The sequence below is a fragment of the Candidatus Dormiibacterota bacterium genome (assembly GCA_035532035.1).
Taxonomy (GTDB): Bacteria; Vulcanimicrobiota; Vulcanimicrobiia; order Vulcanimicrobiales; family Vulcanimicrobiaceae; genus Tyrphobacter.
In genome coordinates this window covers 193,978-212,453 of the sequence record DATKRS010000019.1, presented here as the reverse complement: position 1 = coordinate 212,453, position 18,476 = coordinate 193,978, and the positions used below count along the sequence as shown (strand labels likewise).

The following is an 18,476-nucleotide window of genomic DNA, read 5'->3' as shown; positions in this document are numbered from 1 at the left end:
CGCTGCGAGCAGCGCACGCGGATGCGTGCGCGCAGAGCCGGTTACTTCAATGTGTAGACGGTGACCTCACGGCGGCCGAAGCGTATCGCGTCTGCGTAGGACGCGAAGCCGAGGTCGACGCGGTCGCCGCGAATTGCGCCGCCGGTATCGCCTGCGAGCGCGAAACCGTAGCCCGGAATGTAGAGCCGCGAGCCGAGCGGGATGACGCGCGGATCGACGGCGACGATACCCGGCCCAGCCGGGCGTCCCGTGGCGGTAATGCCGCTGCAACCATAGCAGTGCGGCGTGTACGCGGTGGCGACCATGCGAACCTTGCTGCTTGCGACGAAACCGAACCGAGCGACGGCCGTGCGGCTGAAATCGCCGTATGCGCCGTACCGCCCGAGCCCGTCGTCGATGACGCGCGGCTGCGGTGCCCTTTCGAGATAACTCGTCACGCGCCGCCGAATGGGACCGCCGTCGCGGCGCGTGAACCGCGTCACGGCGACGCGAACCCCATCGCGACCGCGGGAGACGACGTGCGCGTGTCCGGCGCGATCCGAGAGATCGAGCCGATAGAGCGTTCCGTAGGCGATGCGATGTTCGACGCGGCGCTCCCATCGAACGACGTGAACGACGCGCACGATTCCTTGGCGCGGAAGGGCGGCGTCGAGCCCGGGCGTGACGACGTCGTCGGCGCCGAGTGAGATTTGCTGCTCGTCGAGCAGATCCGCAACCGTTTGCGCGGACGAGACGACATGGCGCGCGCGGTGCGCGAACAGGATGGTGACGGGAACCGCCGAGCGATAGACGACGGTGAGCTCGTCAGAGAGAGGGACCTCGGGCGCGGGATAGACGTAGTCGTCGGGCCGCGGCTCGATGCCGCGCTGCGCGAGCAAGGAGGCCACGGTCGGCGCGGTCGTCGTCACGACGCGCGTGCTGCCGTCGATCTGCAGGGTCACGACGTGCGTGGCCGGCGAAGACGCGAGGGCCGCCACCGGGGAGATGACGAGGCTGCCCGCGCCGAAGCCCAGGGCGACGACGGCTGCGGCAAGCACGAGGCTCGGCCGAAGCCTGTTGCGTCGAATCACGCAGCTGATTCCTTCCAGTCCCAGCCTCCGGGCAAGGTCCCGCACATACCCGGAAAAGGGCAAGACGTTACCGCTGAGGCCGTATCGGTTGGGTGTGGGCAACAGAGGCTCGCGACGGTCGCGACCGGTCGCTGGAGGCTCTAGCGACCCCAAGAATGCGTACACTCCTGGGGAGAGGCCCGATGTCCGGGGCACTATAGCACGGGTTCTCGCTGGAAGGACTATGCCAAAAGTCGCTTATTGGAAGGAAAGTCCTACCTTTGCTGAGATGGGCGGGACCCGCGTGCGGTCGGCGGAAAAGGCGTCGAGATGCGCGTCGGGTTCTTCACGGAGGTCGATCGGCCGGTGGTAAACGGCGTCGTGGCCTCGGTTGAGGGTCTAGCTCGTGGTCTGCGCTCCCGAGGCCATGAAGTCTACTGCTTCGCGCCGCGGATGCCGGGCGGCGACGAGGACTCCGAGGTCTTCTTCCGGATGCCCTCGCTGCCGCTGCCGACGCGTACGCCCTACCGGCTGACCGTGCCGCTCGTGGGACGGCGCAGCGTGCGCAGCGTGATCAAGCGGCTCCATCTCGTGCACGTGCATTCGCCGTTCGTGACGGGATGGATGGGATTACGATACGCGCGTCGCTACGGCATGCCCATCGTGTACACGTATCACACGCAGCTGGAGGCGTACACGCACTACGTACCGTTCGATCCGTCCGCAACGCGTTTTGCGACCGAGACGCTCACGCGCACCTTCGGAAACTCCGTCGACGCAGTCGTCGTTCCAACCGATGCAATGCGCAAACGCCTTCGGTCGCTCGGCGTGACGACCCGTATCGCCGTCGTGCCCAGCGGCATCGACGTCGCACATTTCGCGTCCGGACGGCGCGACGAGGCGCTGCGCGCGTCGCTCGGCGCGGCGGACGGTTGTCTCTTGCTCTTCGTCGGACGCTTGGCAAAGGAGAAGAGCCTCGACGTTCTCTTGCGCGGGCTGGCGATCGCGCGTCGCGACGACGTGCATCTTGCGATCGCCGGCGACGGCCCGGCCGCGGACGAGCTGCGCGAGCTCGCTCGGGAACTCGGCCTAACGGCGCGCGTCCGCTTCATGGGAGAAGTGCAGCGCGAGCGGCTACCGGATCTCTACGCGAGCAGCGATGCGTTCGTTTTCCCCAGCACGAGCGAGACCCAGGGCTTGGTGTTGGCCGAAGCGCTCGCGGCTGGTCTCCCGGTCATCGCGGCCGACGCTCCGCAGAACCGGGACGTCCTCGACTCGGGGGCGGAGCTCGTCCCGCCAACGGCCGCCGCCTTCGCAGCAAGCATCGAACGTGCCGTGCCCGCCACAGAAGAGCGACGAGCGGCGGCGCGCGCTGCCGGCGCCCGCTTCTCGCTAGAGACGCAGATCGAGCGAATATTGGATCTCTACAACAGCCTGTCTCCGCCGCTGCGCTTCCCCAGCACCGCGTAGGCGGCCAAAGAAGCTTGACACGAACATATGTTCGGTATAAGCTTGAAGCGGAGAACGAGATGGAGAGAGTGCGTAAAAGGGCTAGCCGGATCGGTTACGCCGTCGGCGGCGATGGCCGGGGCGTGGTCTACGCTCGGATGGGGGATGGGCACGGGCAGGTGCTCCGGGCGCCCTTCCGCCTCGAGCAACGCGCTGTGAGCGGCCGGGAAGCCGGCTTCGCGGCGCTCTGCGCGATCGTTCCGTCCTTGCGCAAGCACGCATCCGAGCTCGATCTCATTCTCGACGATGCTGAGTTGGTTGCCGATCTGACGCTGCACCGCGAGCTTCCGGTCGATCTCATGCTCCCGTACGTTCGGGCTCGATGCGCGCTCAACGCATTCAAAGCGGTTCGTTTGCGCGCCAGCACCGCGCCGAACGATCTGGCAGCACGCGCCCTTGCAGAGGTCTCGATGCGGATCGCCGCGTAGAGCGGCGCACGCTGCCCTACACGCCCATCGCGCCGAACGACCTTCCCGTCGAAACGACGGCGCTTGCGCGCGCGCTCATCGGATACGTTCTCGCGCATGACACGCCGCAGGGCCTCGTGGCCGGACGCATCGTGGAAACCGAGGCATATCCGCCCGGCGACCTCGCGGCGCACCATTACGGCGGCAGGACGCAGCGCAACGCGTCGCTCTTTCTGCCGGCGCACCACGCGTACGTCTATTATATCTACGGCTCGTCGTTCTGCTTCAACCTCTCGAGTGAGGACGGCGGCGTCGGAGGCGGCGTTCTCGTGCGAGCGCTCGAGCCGCTCCTCGGCGCCGAGCTCATGTGCGCGCGCCGCGGATCCGTCGCCGCTCGCGATCTGTGCCGCGGCCCGGGTCGTTTATGCCGCGCGCTTGGGATCGATCGCCGATTCGACGGGATCGCCCTCTTCGGCGAAGCGCCGCTCTGGCTAGCGTCGCCGGATCGGGCGAGGCGCAGCGTTGGCACGTCACGCCGCATCGGCGTAAGCCGCGCCTCAACGCGCTTGCTCCGGTTCTACGAACGGGGAAATCGTTTCGTCAGCGGGCCGCGTTCGCTCTCGCCCGCTTGAATCGGTACGCGAGGCGTGGTATAGTGTGGTCGCGCTCCCTGCCCACGTCGCCGACAACGCATCACTCGATGCGCATCGTCGTTGCACCGATGCGGGCTACTATCGGAGAATCCTGACACTTTGGAACAACGCAACGATAACAATCGCCCGCAAGGTGGCGGAGGTCGCCGTCACCGCTCGCGCCGGCGTCACTTTGGCGGTCAGCCACAGCAGTTCCGCGAGCCGTTTCCACAACCCGAGATGCCGCCGATGCTCACCTCGGCGCAACTGGAAGAGAAGACGAAGAGCGATCTCGTCGAGGTCGCGAAAGAGTTTAACGTCGAGGTGCTCGCGCCGGCCAAGATCAAGAAGGACGAGCTGATAGCGCAGATCCTTGCCGCGCAAGCGGCGCGATCGGGGATCGAAGCCGCAAGCGGAATCCTCGACGTCCTTTCCGAGGGATACGGCTTTCTGCGGCGCGCGGGCTACGTCGTCGGCAACGAGGATATCTACGTCAGCCAGACGCAGGTCCGTCGTTACGAGCTGCGGCGCGGCGACATGATCGAGGGACAGGCGCGTCGTCCCAAGGAGGGCGAGAAGTACTTCGGGTTGGTGCGCGTCGACATCGTCAACGGCACGGATCCGGAGCAGATGCGCGGGCGCAGGCTTTTCGAAAAAGGGACGCCGATCTACCCGAACGAGCACTACCATCTCGAGGTGCGCTCGACGCAGCTCTCAACGCGCATCATCGATCTCTTCTGTCCGATCGGAAAAGGGCAGCGCGCGCTCATCGTTTCGCCGCCGAAAGCCGGTAAGACGACGCTGCTGAAGAACATCGCGAACTCCATTTCGATCAATCACCCGGAGGCGCACATTATCGCGCTGCTCGTCGACGAGCGTCCGGAAGAAGTCACCGACATGCAGCGCACGATCGACGGCGAGGTCGTGGCCTCGACGTTCGACGAGCACCCCGAGAACCACACGGCCGTCGCCGAGCTGGCGATGGAGCGCGCGAAGCGCCTCGTCGAGATGGGCAAGGACGTCGTGATCCTGCTCGACTCCATCACGCGACTCGCTCGCGCGTACAACCAGGTCGTCGCGTCGTCGGGCCGTACGCTCTCCGGCGGACTCGATACCGCCTCGCTCCACAAACCCAAGCGCTTCTTTGGTGCTGCGCGCAAGATCGAGGAGGGCGGCTCGCTCACCATCATCGCTACCGCGCTCATCGAAACCGGATCGAAGATGGACGACGTCATCTTCGAGGAGTTCAAGGGCACCGGCAACATGGAGCTCAACTTGTCGCGCAAGCTGGCGGAGTCGCGGATCTTCCCGGCAATCGATATCAAGAAGTCGGGAACGCGCCACGAGGAGCTGCTGCTCGTCCCCGACGTGATGCAGAAAATCTGGATGCTGCGGCGCGCAACAGCCGTTCTGGACACCGATTCGACCCAGCTCATCCTCAACAAGATGTCGCAGACGCGCACGAACGACGAGTTCCTTCAGACCGTCACCAAGGAAGCGATGTCGATGTCCCGCGGATCCTCGCGCGACGAGGGTAACGGCAAGTACTAAGCGCCTCTTTCGCGCCGCGTGAAGACCCGACTCAATAAGTTTCTGGCGGAAGCGGGAGTCGCGTCGCGGCGCACCGCCGACGCCATCATTGCGGCGGGCAGAGTTCGCGTCAACGGTCACGTGGAGCGCACTCTCGGCTCTACCGTGACGCAGAGCGACCGCATCGAGGTCGACGGGGCGCCGTTAACGCGGCCCGCGGCCAAGACCTACGTGGTGCTGCACAAGCCGGTCGGCGTCGTCACGACGATGCGCGATCCGGAGCGGCGCCGCACCGTTCGCGACCTTATCCCAGGCGGCATTCCGCGGGTCGTCCCGGTCGGCCGCCTCGATTACGACAGCTCCGGGGTGCTGCTGCTGACCGACGACGGCGAGCTCGCCTATCGGCTGACGCATCCTCGCTTCGGGGTGGAGAAGACGTACCACGTCGAGATCGCGGGACCGATTGCCGACGAGGACCTTCGCACGATGCGCGACGGTTTGGCCCTGCCCGCGCTGCATACGCGTCCCTCCCGCGTGCGGGTGCTGGGGACGTCGCATCGACGCTCCTGCGTTGAACTCACATTGCAGGAGGGGAAGAACCGTCAGATACGTCGTATGCTCGATGCCCTCGGATACCGCGTTCTCTCGCTGCAACGGGTTCGTTTTGGTCCCGTTGCGCTTGGGGAACTCCGTCCGGGCAAAGCGCGTTTCTTGAACGCAAAGGAGCTGAAGCTTCTGCGCCGCATCGTAGCCGCCAAAGAAGGTTAGAAGGTTAGAAGGAATACAGGCTTCATGAACCGCTTTTTCGTTACCATCGCAACCGCCGGCGCCGTAGCCGTGGCGCTCTGTGCGGTTCCGGCCGTGGCAGCTCAATGCCGGGGCAACGTCGTCGCTCCGCACCTCGTGGCCATGGGCACGCACGCGACGCCTACGACCGGAAACGGAACGGTCCGCGTGCAGGTGCAGATCAACCCTAACGGCTCTCACAGGGTCACGCGCGTCATTTCGTCCACCAATCACGGCGACGACCAAGCCGCACGCGAAGTGGCCCAAAGCTCGACCTACCGGCCGGCGACGTGCTCGGGCAGTCCCGTCGTGTGGTTCTACGATCCGCTCTTTCACTTCAGCGGTTCGACGGTTTCGCAGGCCGGCGGCGGGGGAGTCGGCGGCGGTAGCTCCGTCGGTCATGTCGAGGCACTCATTCGCTCGGGCCAGTACGACGCGGCAAAGAGCGCCGCGCAATCGGAGTTGGCCGCTCATCCTAACGACAAGGACCTGCTGCAGCTGCTCGGCGTGGCCGATTACTACGCGCACGATTACGCCGGTGCCGCCGACGCGTTCTCGCGTGCGGGGCAAGTGTCGCGGCTCTATGCGACGGTGGCTGCGCAAGCCTACGCCGATGCGGCCGTTCACATGGCCACCCAGGACCCATCGCGGGCGCTCGGCTTCGCGCAGAAGGCGTATCAGATCGACCACAGCACGAACTCGCGTTTCGCACTCGGGGTCGCCCAGCTCGGCGCCAAGCAGTACGCAGACGCCATCACCACGCTGCAAACCGTGCACGCGACGGTTTTCGGGGATCCGCACGCCGACACGCAGACCCGGTACGGCGTAGACCGGTACCTTCTCGAAGCGTACGCCGACACCGGCGACTTGACCGCGGCGCAGCCGGTCGCCGACGAGATGCATCGTCTCGAGCCGTCCAATACCTCACCGCAGCAAGAGATTGCAGCGCTGTACATTACGCAAGGCAACGCTGCGATGACCGCCAAGAACTACGATCAAGCGATCGCGCTGTACGACAAGGCTGCGGCGGCGGGGACGCCCCAGGTCGCCGATATCGCCTACGACCGTGCCGCGAACGCGCTCGCGAACGAGACGCATCCGGACGCAGCGCGTATCAAGGGGTATGCCGACAAGGCGCTGGCAATCGATGCGAACGACCCAATCGCGAACTTCTTCGAAGGGTTCGCGCTCGCCGAGCAGTACTCCACGTCGCACAATACGACTACCAAACAGCAAGCCATCAGCTACCTGACGAAGGCGGACGCGCTGGCGAAAGCCGCCGGTAACCAGTCGCTTGCGCAGAACGTGGAGCGGCTACTCAGCCAGCTGAACGCCGCCCCGGCGGGCATGCCCTAAAGGATACAAGGACTTTGGTCGCCGCGGGCCAAAGCCGCCACCTAGGGAGCGCCTTATCAGCGGAACCAACTTTCCCAATTCGGAGGGGTCGAAAATACGGTGAACTTGTTCAGTGGTTTCATGCAGGTGATGCAAGCGGGCGGCTGGGACATGTGGGTGCTGCTCGGCATGTCCATTATTCTCGTCGCGATCGTCATCGAGCGCGCGGTCTTCTTGGCGGCGCAGCGGACCGACACGCGTAGCCTGCTGCGAGCGATCGGCCAGAAGGTCGCCGCGAACGATCTGCCGGGCGCCATCAAGGTCGCGCAGAGCCGCCGCGGGATGCTTCCGCGCGTGCTCGAGTTCGGCTTGAAGCGCGGGGACAAGAACCGTGCCGACATCACCGACGCGCTCTCGATCGCGCTCATGGAGCACCTGAACGCGCTCGAGCGCAATCTGCCGATCATCGGCACGATTGCGGTCATCGCGCCGTTCGTCGGTCTCGCCGGAACCGTGCTCGGCATCATCCGCGCCTTCCAAGACATCGCGCTCAAGGGCAACTCGTCGCCTGCCGTCGTTGCGGCCGGTGTGTCGATCGCATTGATCACCACGTTTACGGGCCTTGCAATCGCGATCATCGCCGTCGTGCTGTTCAACTACTTCAAGGCGAAGATCAAGAGCTTCAACGGCGAGTTGATCGTCGCCGCGAACCAGCTCGCGGAGATGCTGCACTTCCACAACACCGGTCAGGCGATCCCGACCGATCTCTACCAGCCCTCGCGGAGGTAGCGTCCGGCCGTGAGCCTTCTCTCTGCGCAAGGCGACTCCGAGGTGATGGCCGAGATCAACATCACCCCGTTCACCGATGTCTTGCTCGTGTTGCTGATCATCTTCATGATTCTGGCCGCGCTCTCGGCCCCTCCCGGTTTCGAAAAGCAGCTCGGGAAGAGCAGCAACGCGCCGACGACGCAGAACCAGCAACACCAGAACATTCAAATCATGGTGAACAGCAAAGGCGTGATCTTCGTCGACGGGCAGAAGGCGAACGCGCAGACGGTCTACTCGGTACTGGCCGCGGATATCCGCAAGCGCGGGAAGAAGCACATCGCGCTCATCGCCGACGCGAAAGCGCCGTACGGCATCATCATCCGCATCCTCGACGCCGCGCGCGCAGCCGGAACCGACGACGTCGGTTTCGTAACGTCATAGGAGGCCCGAGAGAGACCGTATGGCACTTTCGACCGCAAACAGCGACGAAGATGTGATGTCGACGATCAACATCACGCCCTTCACGGACGTGCTGTTGGTCTTGCTCATCATCTTCATCATCCTCGCGGCCGTGACCAAGGAGCCGAAGCTTCCCGACGCCTACAACAGGACGCGCGTCGCGCCGTCACAGGTCGTCGTCATCATCAGCGAGCAAGACGCGAAGAACAACGTGGTCGAAATCGGCTCCGACACGGTGAACATCCGCGACGCACACGCGCAGTTCATCTCGCTCGAGAACTCGGTCGGCCACGGCGTGCGCAGCGTCATCATCAAAGCCGACCCTACGACGACCTACGGCATGCTGCTCCAAATCATGGATGCGGCTCAGAGCGCCGGTCTGAACACCTTCGGTCTGGCAAATCACGTTCAGGGCACCGCACCGGGCGCACCGTAAAAAGAGACGATGGCGAACAAAGACGACAGAAGCCGTTACCTTACTACGGGCGAGCGCATCCGGAACTTCACCGGATGGGCGTTCGCGCTGGCGATCTTTCTCGAGTTGATCGCGCTGCCGTTCTATCACAGCTTGAATCAGGCGCAATCCGGGCCGACGGAGAAGCCGTTCACGATCGCTCGGCAGACGATCAAGCCGCCGCCGACGCCGCCGCCGCCCACCCCGACCCCGCCGCCGACGCCGCAGCCGCGGCAGACGCCGCAGCACGTGGTGCACCCGAATCCTCGTCCGCTGTTGGTGCACCCGCCTCCGGTGCATAGCCAAGGCGCGGGCAGCCAGACGCAGACGCATTACACCCCGCCGCCGAACGCGAGCGTGAACGGGAATCCGCAAGGAACGGCAACCGCGTCGCCCGCGGCGGCGCCTCCGGCCTCTTGTCCGAATCCGAACCGCGAAGCCACGGTTATCTCTAAAGCGACCGCGGACTACCCCCAATCGGCGCAGGAGCTCAATCTGGGTGACGTCACGGTCGAGATCAAGGTGACCGTGGGCGCGAGCGGCACGCTGCAGGACGCGACCGTCTACTCGAGCTCGCACAACATGGCGATCGATCAGGCGGCGCTGCGCGCGGCGCGCGAGTCGACGTACGCTCCGAAGCTCGTCAACTGCGTTCCCGCGGTCGGGATCTACCTCTTCGACGTTACGTTCACGATGAACTAGGAGTGTCGGGCTTGCGCCTAAGTCCGACAGGCTCCTAGAGGGGGGTCGCATCACCGCTCGGCGCGCGCGCTGGGTGCTCGTTGCCGCCTTTGCGCTCTCGATTCTCGTCCATGCGATCGTCGCGTTCGTCGTGCATCCTCCCAAGCCGACGCACGCGAGCGAAATCGGAACGAAGCTGACACAAGTGCAACGGATCGTAGCGATTCGCCCGACGCAGCCGCCACGCACGCCGCCGCCGCACGCGAAGCGACGCGCGATCGCAGTGCCGCACCTCGCGCAAGCACGTCCGCGTAGCCACGCCCCCGTTCCCGCGCCGCCGGCAGCGCCGCCCGCGACGCCGGCCGCGGGCGCACGCGTGCGCCCGACGCCCGCGAGCGGATGCGCGGATCGCAATGCACCCGCGGCGCTGATCGCGACCCCTCCGCCACCGCAGATCCCGCCCTCGGTACGCGCGCAAGACGTATCGGGCGTCGCGGCCGTGCGGGTGCAACTGGATACCGACGGTTCGGTGAGAGCCGCGGCATTGGAGCAGAGCACGAGCAGTCCCTCGTTCGACGCGCTCGCCATCGCGATGGCACGCGACGCGCGCTACGCGCCGGCGCGGCGCAACTGCATCGCCGTGGCCTCGAGCTATCTCTTTCGCGTGCAGTTCTCCGCGTGGTAAGCTGAAGAACGATGGGGATCGCACAAGCGCTTTTTCTCGCGCTCCTGCAAGGCGTGAGCGAGCTGTTTCCGGTCTCGAGCCTCGGCCACATCATTCTCGTTCCCGCACTCCTGCAATGGCGCAACATCCATCGGTCCGATCCGTCGTTTCTCGCCTTCGTGGTCGTGCTGCACTTGGGAACCGCACTCGCCCTCGTGCTCTTCTATCGACGCGAGTGGTGGGGCATCGTTCGTGCGCTCGTCCGCAGCGTCATTCGCGGAAAGCTCTCGAGCGAGCGCAACGAGTCCGTCGGATGGCGGCTCGTCGTCGGAACCATCCCCGTCGGCATCATTGGTCTCGTAGCAGAGGACCCCGTGCGTCGTCTCTTCGGCTCAGCACTCGCCGCTGCCGGATTTCTCGTCGTCAACGGGCTGGTAATGTTCGCCGGCGAGTACTTGCGCCGCCGCCAGCAGCGCTCCGAGACTCGATCTCCGCGCGCGATCGAGCACATGACGTACGCGCAGAGCGCCGCGGTCGGCGTCGCGCAGGCATTCGCGCTGCTCCCGGGCATCTCTCGCTCCGGCGCGTCGATCGTCGGCGGGCTGCTCTGCGATCTCGATCACGAAGAAGCCGCACATTTTTCGTTTTTGCTCGCGACGCCCGTAATCGGGGCCGCCGCGCTGCTCGAGATTCCACGGCTCTTCGCTCCGGGCGCCCATCTCGCCGCGATCGAGGCGCTCGAAGGCGCGATTCTTGCCGGTGTGGCCGCCTATCTCTCGGTCGCGTTTCTCACGCGGTACTTCAAACGTAACGATCTCCGCCCGTTCGGCTGGTATTGCGTCGTTTTCGGTTCCATTTGCTTCGTTCTCGCCCGCATAGGAGGTATCTCATGAAAGCTCTCGCACTCGTGCTCGCCCTCGCGTTCTTCATCCTCGGCATCTTGTACGGGATGGGCATCATCAACGTCTTCACCAAGTCCGGCGCGGCGCACGCGCACCACGTTACCCACTTGGTGGTGCTCTGGGTTCTCGCCCTCCTGTGCCTGATCTGGGCGCGCTTTCAGAACGCGGGCTCGACCCGCTAGCGCGACGCGACGATATACACGTCGCCGGAACCGGTCGAGACGCTTTCTATTGAACGGCGCGACGGGCGCAGCGCGTCCGCGGCATCGCGTGCCGCGCGCTGCGTGGTGGCGACGAGGACGTCGCGATACGAATCGGCGCGAGCGACGAGACGCGCGAGCTCGTGCTCGTGCGACGGCGGATCCGGTCTGAAATGCGGGTTGCCTCGCCACCAAGCCTCCCACATCCAGATGCGCGTGTCGTCACGATTCTTCTCGGCCGACGCGTCGAGGACGAGCGCTTCTGCGCGGCACGCGTCGACGACCGTAGCCGGATCGGCGCAACGAACGGTGTTGTGCAGACCGTTCGTCGCGAGCGGTGGCGTCTGCCGAAGATACTGCCAGGCGAGATCGCCGGGAGCGACGTCCTCCATCGCATCGGGCGTCTGCGCTTTCTGCATCCAGTAGCAGAAGACGCGCCAGAGCCCGAGGATCGCGAGCCCGACGTGCGCGTCGCTGCGCAGCGCGCGCACGTTGTCGCGCCAGACGTCGAGATACCGGCACTGCTCTTGGCTGAAAAGCGTCCCTTCCCATGGGGTAAAGTGGTCGAGGGAGTAGACGCGGCCGGGCAGCATCTCGACGATCGAAGCAATGTCTTCGTCGCGTAGGATCACGGAATCGTTGACGGCGATCCCCTCTCCCACCCGAACCGCCCAGTCGAAGACGTCGCCGCCGTGCACTGCGATGCCGTGTCTCTTGAGATAGCCGAGATGCACGGGTACGCCCATCGATGGATCGACGACGCTGCGAATGCCGCGGCTCTCGAGCACCTCGTAGAGCACCGATCCGCGAATCACGACGCTCCGACGGCTCGTGCGACCGTTACCGCGACGAGCTCGAAGAGCGCACCCGGATCGCAGGCTCCCGCGTCGAGCGCCGCGTACGGCAGAACGACAGGCTCGACTGCGCCGCCGCCGTGCAGCGCCCACGCAGCGTAGGCGGCAGCTACAGGCGGCGCCAGCGCGCGGCCGCTCTCGGCGTTGACGCGCTCCAGCGCCTCGTCTTCGCCGGTGCTGCGCAGCACGATCTCCGCCAGAAGAAGAAGCTGAGCGGGGAAGGGGACGGCGTCCCAGCGCAGCTGGTCGGGGAATCCCGTTCCGTCCCAGTGCTCGGCTTGCGCGCGCACGAGCTCGGCGGTCGCCGGCGGGAGCGCGGCAATCTGCGCGCAGCGGCGCGCGGCGAGGACGGGTGCGTCCCCGCCCTGCGCGTTGCCGATTGCGCCTACCGCGTGGAGCGTCGCCGCAAAGGCGAGCGCGTCGCGCGTCCCTGCGTCCACGCCGGCCGCCTCCGCGAAGGCGACGGCGGCGCCGGCCTTGCGTGCAGCAAAGCCGCGAGGATTTCCGCACGCGGCGTCGCCGAGAGCTCCGTACAGCGCGAGGATCGTCGCGACGAGCTCCCGAGGATCACCGCCGGTGTCCTTGAATAGCGGCATCGAGCTCCGAACCGCTTTATCCTATACGATGCCGAAACCCTCACACTTTTCGCGCGACGGCGCCGTCACGATGGTCGACGTCTCCTCGAAGCGAGCGACGCGTCGCGTCGCGCGCGCCGAGGCCGTCGTGTTCATGGGTGCCGCGGCCTTCCGCGCGCTTCGTGAGGCAACGCTCGCAAAAGGCGACGCGCTGACGACGGCGCAGATTGCCGGTATCGCGGCGGCGAAACGCACGGACGAGCTGATTCCACTCGCGCACGCCCTGCCGCTCGGCAGCATCGACGTGCGTTTCGAGTGGAAGCCGCCCAATCGCTTGCGCATCGAAGCCGAAGCGCGAACGAACGCTCGCACGGGGGTGGAGCTCGAGGCACTCGTCGCCGCCACCGTTGCGGCGCTCACGATTTACGACATGACCAAAGCACTCGACAAGGGCATTGCGATCGAGCGCGTCGCGTTGCTGGAGAAGCGCGGCGGAAAGAGCGGAACGTGGCGCAGACGCTGAACGGGCGCTTCACCGCGGCGTTGATCGTCCTCTCCGACCGCGCGGCCGACGGCACGAGGCCGGATGCGTGCCTTCCCGTGATGCGCGAACGATTGGGAGCCGGCTACGAGATCGTGCGAGAGTTGATCCTTCCCGACGATATGAGCCGGTTGCAGGCCGAGCTCATCGATCTCGCCGACACCTCGTCGGCAGCGCTGGTTCTGACGAGCGGGGGCACCGGCTTGAGTCCGCGCGATAGAACGCCGCAAGCCACGCTTGCAGTAATCGACTACGAGGTTCCCGGTATCGGCGAAGCGATTCGCGCGGCATCTCTCGTGCACGTCCGTACGGCGATGCTCTCGAGAGCCATCGCGGGCGTACGCCACCGTACGCTGATCGTGAACCTTCCCGGCAGTCCGAAGGCGGTCGCCGAGTCGATCGCGGTCATTGCGTCCGTGCTCCCGCACGCGCTCGAGCTGCTCGCCCAATGACGTATGAAGAGGCAGAGCGCTACCTCATCGGGCTGATCGACGAGGCGCAGTCGCGCCATCGGGGGCTCGGTCTCGATCGCATCCGCGCGCTGCTTCGGGCCCTCGGCGATCCCCAAGACGCGTACAAGACGGTTCACGTCGGCGGAACGAGTGGCAAAGGGTCGACGGCGACGATGATTGCCGCCGCTCTCACCGCGTCGGGCTTGCGCAGCGGTCTGCACGTGAAACCGCATCTTCATGCGTTGACGGAGCGCGCCTCGATCGACGGCGTCGCGGTCTCACGAGAGCGCTTCGCGCAACTGCTCGACGAGATGATGCCGGCGCTCGACAAGACGAACGACGAGCACGGACGGCCGACGTACTACGAGACGCTCCTGGCGCTCGCGTTCACCTACTTCGCGCGCGAAGGAGTCGATGTCGCGGTGATCGAGGTGGGAATCGGGGGCCGGCTGGACGGAACCAACGTGCTCCTTCCCGAGGTCTCGGTCATCACGTCGGTCGGGTACGATCATACCGATGTCCTCGGCGACACGATCGAAGCCATCGCCGCCGAAAAGGCCGGCATCGCAAAAGCCGACGTGCCGCTGGTGCTCGGCGTCGAACGGCCGGAGGCACTCAACGTGATCGAAGCGCACGCTGAGGCTATCGGCGCCCCGGTACGACGGGTGGTTGACGTCACGGAGGTCACGCCGTACGGCGGCGACGATCGGCGGTTCATCGTGCGCACGGCGAGCGCGCGATACGAGATCGCGCTGCCGGTCCTTGGGGCGTTTCAACGGCGTAACGCGCGCACGGCGATTGCCGCGCTCGAAGCCTTACCGCCCGGGCTGCGTCCCGCGCCCGAAGCGGTTGAGCGCGGTCTCGGGAGCGTCGTCATTCCGGCGCGCATGGAGATTCTCTCGGGCGAGCCGGCGATCGTCCTCGACATCGCGCACAACGCGGAGAAGGCCCAGCATCTCGCCGAAGCGCTGCGGGAGCACTTTCCCGAGCGTAGATTGCGTGCGCTCGTCGCCATCGGACAGGGCAAGGACGCGCATGCGATCCTCGAAGCGCTGGCGCCGCTCGTGAGCTCCTTCGTCGTGACGTCATTTCGCGCGGCGGGGCGCAAATCGCTCGCTCCGCAACGGCTCGCGCAGCTCGCGCAGCAGTTCGGCGTTCCGGTCGCTGCGATCGATCGGCCGGCGGACGCCTTCGCGCTCGCGCTGGAGCGCTGCGCTGCGGACGACGTGCTCGTCGTCACCGGCTCGACCTTCGTCGTCGCTGCCGTTCGTCAGATCGCGCTCGAGCGCGGCACTGCGGTTCGTGGCTGAACGCCTTCTCGCGTGGGGCGAGCGCACGTACGTCATGGGCATCGTCAACGTTACGCCGGATTCGTTTTCAGGGGACGGCAGCACCGCGCTCGAGGGCGCGGTTGCGACGGCACGGCGGCACGTCGACGAGGGTGCCGATGCGCTCGACGTCGGCGGCGAATCGACGCGCCCGGGACACGTCCCCGTCGATGCAGCGACCGAAACGGCTCGCGTGCTTCCCGTTCTGCGCGCGCTGCGCGAGCGATTCCCGCGCGTCATTCTTTCGATCGACACCTGGAAGCCCGCCGTTGCGAGGGCGGCGGTCGAGGCGGGAGCCGACGTGCTCAACTGCGTGCGGCGCGCGCCGGACGAGCTGCTCGAGATCGCAGCCGAAGCCGGCCTCGGATTCGTTGCAATGCACAACCAAGAGACGGCGCAGTACGAGGGGGACGTCGTGGACGCCGTCGTACGCGTGCTCGAGGAGTGCGGGAGGCGTGGCGTGGAGCGAGGCATTCCTCGCGAGCGCATGATGCTCGATCCCGGCATCGGGTTTGGCAAGACCGCGGAGCAGAATCTGCGCGTTCTGCGACGGCTCGACCGCGTCGTCGCGCTCGGGTTTCCGACTTTGCTGGGCGCGTCGAGAAAGTCGACGCTTGGAAAGCTGACCGGGCGCACGGCGGGCGATCTCGTCGCTGCAACGGCTGCGACGAGCACCCTCGCGGCGGCAGCCGGAATCGACATCGTCCGCGTGCACGACGTCGCACAGACGCGTGACGCCGTGCAGGTGGCGGACGCAATCTATCGCGGATGGAGGCCCGTAGGATGGACGCAATAGCACTGCGCGGCATTCGCGTTCGGGCGCGCCACGGCGCCGACCCCGGCGAGCGCGAGCGCGAGCAAACGTTCGAAATCGACGTCGTCGCGGAGATCGCTCTCGGCGCGGCGGCTGCCTCGGACGACGTCGGCGACACGCTCCACTACGGACGGCTCTATCGCAGCATCGTCGAGGTCGTGCGCGCGCGTTCGCACGCGCTGCTCGAGCGCGTGGCGGCCGACGTTCTCGACGCCGTCTTCGCCGATGCGCGCGTCGCGCGGGCATCGGTAACGATCGCGAAGCCGGAGCTGCTCGACGGAGCGACGCCCTCGATAACGCTGAAGCGCGAGAATCCGCGCTACGTCGGGCAGTGAGCCGGATCGCGTACGTCGGCCTGGGATCGAACGTCGGCGACGCAGCCGGAAACGTGCGGCGCGCGATTCGCGCGCTCGGTGAAGCGGGGCGCGTGCGTCGCGTCTCGTCGCTGCATCGGACGCCGCCGTGGGGACGCAGCGCGCAGGCGTCGTTCGTCAACGCAGCCGTGCAGCTCGAAACGATGCTGGGGCCGCGCGCCTTGCTCCACGCGTTGCAGAGGATCGAGCGGCGCTTGGGCCGGCGCACGAGCTATCGCTGGGGACCGCGTGTCATCGATCTCGATTTGCTGCTGTACGACGACGTGCACGTCGACGAACCCGGGCTGCGCGTCCCGCACCCGCGTCTTCGCGAGCGGCCGTTCGTCATGGTGCCGCTTGCGGAGGTAGGGGCTTTCCCCCGCGGACGCGGAATGCCGAGAGCATGACCGGCTCCGAGGAGATTCCGGCGCGCGTGCGCCGCTTGGCCGAGTTTCTCGTCGCAAACGATCTGCAGTCGGTTCGCATCGAGCGCGAGAACGAGCACTTCGAGGTGCGACGGGCGGTCGCGCAACGTGGGCTCGTGCTGCCGGTGCCCGAGGCGAAGCCGGTGGTCACCGCGCGTGTCGATCAGATTGCAGCGGATCGCGTCGGTATTTTTCACCTTTCGCGTCCCGCCCCGTTCGTCGGTGAAGTGCTCGACGGCGATCGCGAGCTCGGCTATGTCGAACAGCTGGGCATTCGCAACCCGATTCGCAGCCGCGGTGCTGGCCGCATCGCCTCCATTTTGCAAGGCGACGGTGACCTCGTGGATTACGGTCGCCCGCTCTTCGAGCTCGAGCGAGCCTAAAAGGCGATGTTCTCCAAGGTTCTCATCGCCAACCGTGGCGAGATCGCGGTGCGCATCAACCGCGCCTGTCACGATCTCGGCGTGCAAACGGTGGCGATCTACTCGCAAGCCGACAAGGATTCCATGCACGTGCGCGAGGCGGATGAAGCGTATTGCGTCGGCCCGGGGCCCGTGCCTCGCTCGTATCTGGATATCGCGAACATCGTTTCGACGGCACTGGCTTCTGGATGCGAAGCCGTGCACCCGGGATACGGATTTCTCGCGGAGAATGCGCGCTTTGCGGAGATCCTCTCCGACCACGGCCTCGCGTTCGTCGGGCCGAAGCCGTCCGTGATCGCGGCGATGGGAGATAAAGCCACCGCGAAGCGCATCATGAAGGAGGCAGGCGTCGCCACGACGCCGGGCTCGGACATTCTCGAATCCGCGCAGAAGGCGCGCGACGCCGCCAAGCGCATCGGGTACCCGGTGCTGCTCAAAGCCACGGCGGGCGGCGGCGGCAAGGGCATGCGCGTCGTGGAGCGGCCGGAGGACCTCGAGCGCGCGTTTGCCAGCGCTACGGCGGAAGCCGAAGCGAGCTTCAAAGACGGGCGCGTCTACATGGAAAAGCTCCTGATACGCCCGCGGCACGTCGAGGTACAAGTGCTCGCAGACGACTTCGGCACCGTGCTCCACCTCGGCGAGCGCGATTGCTCGCTGCAGAAACCGTCGCATCAAAAGCTCGTTGAGGAGGCTCCTGCGCCGAACCTCCAGCCGAAGCTGCGTTCGGCACTCCACGAGATGGCAGTGCGCGCCTGCCGCAGCGTCGGCTACACGAATGCGGGAACGCTCGAGTTTCTCGTCGCGGGCGACCACGCGTATTTCATGGAGATGAACACGCGCATTCAAGTCGAGCACCCCGTAACGGAGATGGTGTACGGCGTCGACCTCGTCAAGGAGCAGATACGCATCGCCTCCGGCGAGCGTCTCGGGTACGACCAGAAGGACCTGCAGCCTCGTGGGCACGCGATCGAGTGCCGGATCAACGCGGAGGACGCGCGCAACGGTTTCGTGCCGGAAGCTGGCACGCTCTCGCGAGTCGTCTTTCCAGACGGTCCCGGGATCCGCGTCGACACGCACGTGTACGGCGGCTCGGTCGTGCCGCCGTACTACGATTCGCTGCTTGCGAAGATCGTCGCGCACGGCGAGACGCGCGATGCGGCGATCGCGCGAATGGAGAGCGCCCTGCGCGAAACGGAGATCGCCGGCGTCCACACGACCGTGGACGTCTGTTTGGAGATTCTCGCCACGGCCGAGTTTCGCCACGGGCGTTACGACGTCGGCACGCTTCCCAAACTCGCCTCCGGTACCGTTGCGCTCCGAGAGGCTCACGGGTGAT

General features: G+C 66.1%; 23 protein-coding genes and 1 pseudogene. 21 read left to right on the top strand and 3 right to left on the bottom strand.

Features of this window, described 5'->3' with window-relative positions; all coding sequences use genetic code 11:
• Positions 1 to 41: 41 nt before the first annotated feature.
• Positions 42 to 1,070, bottom strand: coding sequence for a ubiquitin-like domain-containing protein (locus tag VMV82_06715; protein HUY41243.1), 1,029 nt, complete (start codon positions 1,068 to 1,070; stop codon positions 42 to 44).
• 309 nt (positions 1,071 to 1,379) lie between these two features.
• Between VMV82_06715 and VMV82_06710 the strand changes: the two genes are divergently transcribed.
• The 13 genes and pseudogenes from VMV82_06710 (at position 1,380) to VMV82_06650 (ending at position 11,358) form a co-directional block, all read left to right on the top strand.
• Positions 1,380 to 2,519 (top strand): glycosyltransferase, encoded by a 1,140-nt coding sequence (locus VMV82_06710; protein ID HUY41242.1) that lies wholly within the window; start codon positions 1,380 to 1,382, stop codon positions 2,517 to 2,519.
• A 122-nt stretch (positions 2,520 to 2,641) separates the two neighbouring features.
• Complete coding sequence (locus tag VMV82_06705; protein HUY41241.1) at positions 2,642 to 2,986, top strand: hypothetical protein; 345 nt, start codon at positions 2,642 to 2,644, stop codon at positions 2,984 to 2,986.
• On the top strand, positions 2,881 to 3,597 hold the full coding sequence (locus VMV82_06700; protein HUY41240.1) for a DNA-3-methyladenine glycosylase: 717 nt from the start codon (positions 2,881 to 2,883) through the stop codon (positions 3,595 to 3,597). The genes VMV82_06705 and VMV82_06700 overlap by 106 nt, the downstream gene beginning before the upstream one ends.
• A gap of 264 nt (positions 3,598 to 3,861) precedes the next feature.
• Positions 3,862 to 5,148, top strand: a pseudogene (gene rho, locus VMV82_06695) (transcription termination factor Rho).
• A gap of 18 nt (positions 5,149 to 5,166) precedes the next feature.
• Positions 5,167 to 5,895, top strand: coding sequence for a pseudouridine synthase (locus tag VMV82_06690; GenBank protein ID HUY41239.1), 729 nt, complete (start codon positions 5,167 to 5,169; stop codon positions 5,893 to 5,895).
• 24 nt (positions 5,896 to 5,919) lie between these two features.
• A complete protein-coding gene (locus VMV82_06685) occupies positions 5,920 to 7,269 on the top strand; it encodes a hypothetical protein (GenBank protein ID HUY41238.1) in 1,350 nt (449 codons plus the stop codon).
• A 99-nt stretch (positions 7,270 to 7,368) separates the two neighbouring features.
• Entirely contained in the window at positions 7,369 to 8,037 is a 669-nt protein-coding gene (locus tag VMV82_06680) for a MotA/TolQ/ExbB proton channel family protein (protein ID HUY41237.1), read from the top strand.
• A gap of 9 nt (positions 8,038 to 8,046) precedes the next feature.
• The gene (locus tag VMV82_06675) at positions 8,047 to 8,457 is read left to right on the top strand and encodes a biopolymer transporter ExbD (protein ID HUY41236.1); all 411 of its coding nucleotides are present in this window, start codon (positions 8,047 to 8,049) and stop codon (positions 8,455 to 8,457) included.
• 19 nt (positions 8,458 to 8,476) lie between these two features.
• On the top strand, positions 8,477 to 8,911 hold the full coding sequence (locus VMV82_06670) for a biopolymer transporter ExbD (GenBank protein ID HUY41235.1): 435 nt from the start codon (positions 8,477 to 8,479) through the stop codon (positions 8,909 to 8,911).
• A 9-nt stretch (positions 8,912 to 8,920) separates the two neighbouring features.
• Positions 8,921 to 9,631 carry an energy transducer TonB gene (locus VMV82_06665; GenBank protein HUY41234.1) on the top strand — a complete coding sequence of 237 codons (711 nt, stop codon included), beginning with the start codon at positions 8,921 to 8,923 and terminating at the stop codon, positions 9,629 to 9,631.
• A 73-nt stretch (positions 9,632 to 9,704) separates the two neighbouring features.
• On the top strand, positions 9,705 to 10,295 hold the full coding sequence (locus VMV82_06660; protein ID HUY41233.1) for a TonB family protein: 591 nt from the start codon (positions 9,705 to 9,707) through the stop codon (positions 10,293 to 10,295).
• 11 nt (positions 10,296 to 10,306) lie between these two features.
• Positions 10,307 to 11,167 (top strand): undecaprenyl-diphosphate phosphatase, encoded by an 861-nt coding sequence (locus VMV82_06655; GenBank protein ID HUY41232.1) that lies wholly within the window; start codon positions 10,307 to 10,309, stop codon positions 11,165 to 11,167.
• On the top strand, positions 11,164 to 11,358 hold the full coding sequence (locus VMV82_06650) for a hypothetical protein (protein HUY41231.1): 195 nt from the start codon (positions 11,164 to 11,166) through the stop codon (positions 11,356 to 11,358). The genes VMV82_06655 and VMV82_06650 overlap by 4 nt, the downstream gene beginning before the upstream one ends.
• Here the strand turns inward: VMV82_06650 and VMV82_06645 are convergent.
• Both VMV82_06645 and VMV82_06640 read right to left on the bottom strand, forming a co-directional pair.
• Positions 11,355 to 12,191 (bottom strand): hypothetical protein, encoded by an 837-nt coding sequence (locus VMV82_06645; GenBank protein ID HUY41230.1) that lies wholly within the window; start codon positions 12,189 to 12,191, stop codon positions 11,355 to 11,357. The two genes, VMV82_06650 and VMV82_06645, sit on opposite strands and share 4 nt — an antisense overlap.
• Positions 12,188 to 12,826: a hypothetical protein gene (locus VMV82_06640; GenBank protein ID HUY41229.1), complete on the bottom strand. Its 639-nt coding sequence runs from the start codon at positions 12,824 to 12,826 to the stop codon at positions 12,188 to 12,190. Before VMV82_06640 ends, VMV82_06645 begins: the two co-directional genes overlap by 4 nt.
• A gap of 28 nt (positions 12,827 to 12,854) precedes the next feature.
• On the opposite strand from VMV82_06640, the gene moaC reads away from it, so the two are divergent.
• From moaC to accC, 8 genes are read left to right on the top strand one after another with little or no spacing between them, the layout of a single operon-like run.
• Positions 12,855 to 13,328: a cyclic pyranopterin monophosphate synthase MoaC gene (moaC, locus tag VMV82_06635; GenBank protein ID HUY41228.1), complete on the top strand. Its 474-nt coding sequence runs from the start codon at positions 12,855 to 12,857 to the stop codon at positions 13,326 to 13,328.
• Positions 13,313 to 13,798: a MogA/MoaB family molybdenum cofactor biosynthesis protein gene (locus VMV82_06630; protein ID HUY41227.1), complete on the top strand. Its 486-nt coding sequence runs from the start codon at positions 13,313 to 13,315 to the stop codon at positions 13,796 to 13,798. The genes moaC and VMV82_06630 overlap by 16 nt, the downstream gene beginning before the upstream one ends.
• Positions 13,795 to 15,108: a folylpolyglutamate synthase/dihydrofolate synthase family protein gene (locus VMV82_06625; protein HUY41226.1), complete on the top strand. Its 1,314-nt coding sequence runs from the start codon at positions 13,795 to 13,797 to the stop codon at positions 15,106 to 15,108. The genes VMV82_06630 and VMV82_06625 overlap by 4 nt, the downstream gene beginning before the upstream one ends.
• Entirely contained in the window at positions 15,101 to 15,922 is an 822-nt protein-coding gene (gene folP / locus VMV82_06620) for a dihydropteroate synthase (protein ID HUY41225.1), read from the top strand. The genes VMV82_06625 and folP overlap by 8 nt, the downstream gene beginning before the upstream one ends.
• The gene (gene folB, locus VMV82_06615) at positions 15,910 to 16,275 is read left to right on the top strand and encodes a dihydroneopterin aldolase (protein HUY41224.1); all 366 of its coding nucleotides are present in this window, start codon (positions 15,910 to 15,912) and stop codon (positions 16,273 to 16,275) included. The genes folP and folB overlap by 13 nt, the downstream gene beginning before the upstream one ends.
• Positions 16,272 to 16,700, top strand: coding sequence for a 2-amino-4-hydroxy-6-hydroxymethyldihydropteridine diphosphokinase (folK, locus tag VMV82_06610; protein ID HUY41223.1), 429 nt, complete (start codon positions 16,272 to 16,274; stop codon positions 16,698 to 16,700). Before folB ends, folK begins: the two co-directional genes overlap by 4 nt.
• On the top strand, positions 16,697 to 17,101 hold the full coding sequence (locus tag VMV82_06605) for a hypothetical protein (GenBank protein ID HUY41222.1): 405 nt from the start codon (positions 16,697 to 16,699) through the stop codon (positions 17,099 to 17,101). Before folK ends, VMV82_06605 begins: the two co-directional genes overlap by 4 nt.
• A gap of 6 nt (positions 17,102 to 17,107) precedes the next feature.
• Positions 17,108 to 18,475: an acetyl-CoA carboxylase biotin carboxylase subunit gene (gene accC, locus VMV82_06600; protein ID HUY41221.1), complete on the top strand. Its 1,368-nt coding sequence runs from the start codon at positions 17,108 to 17,110 to the stop codon at positions 18,473 to 18,475.
• Position 18,476: the final 1 nt, after the last annotated feature.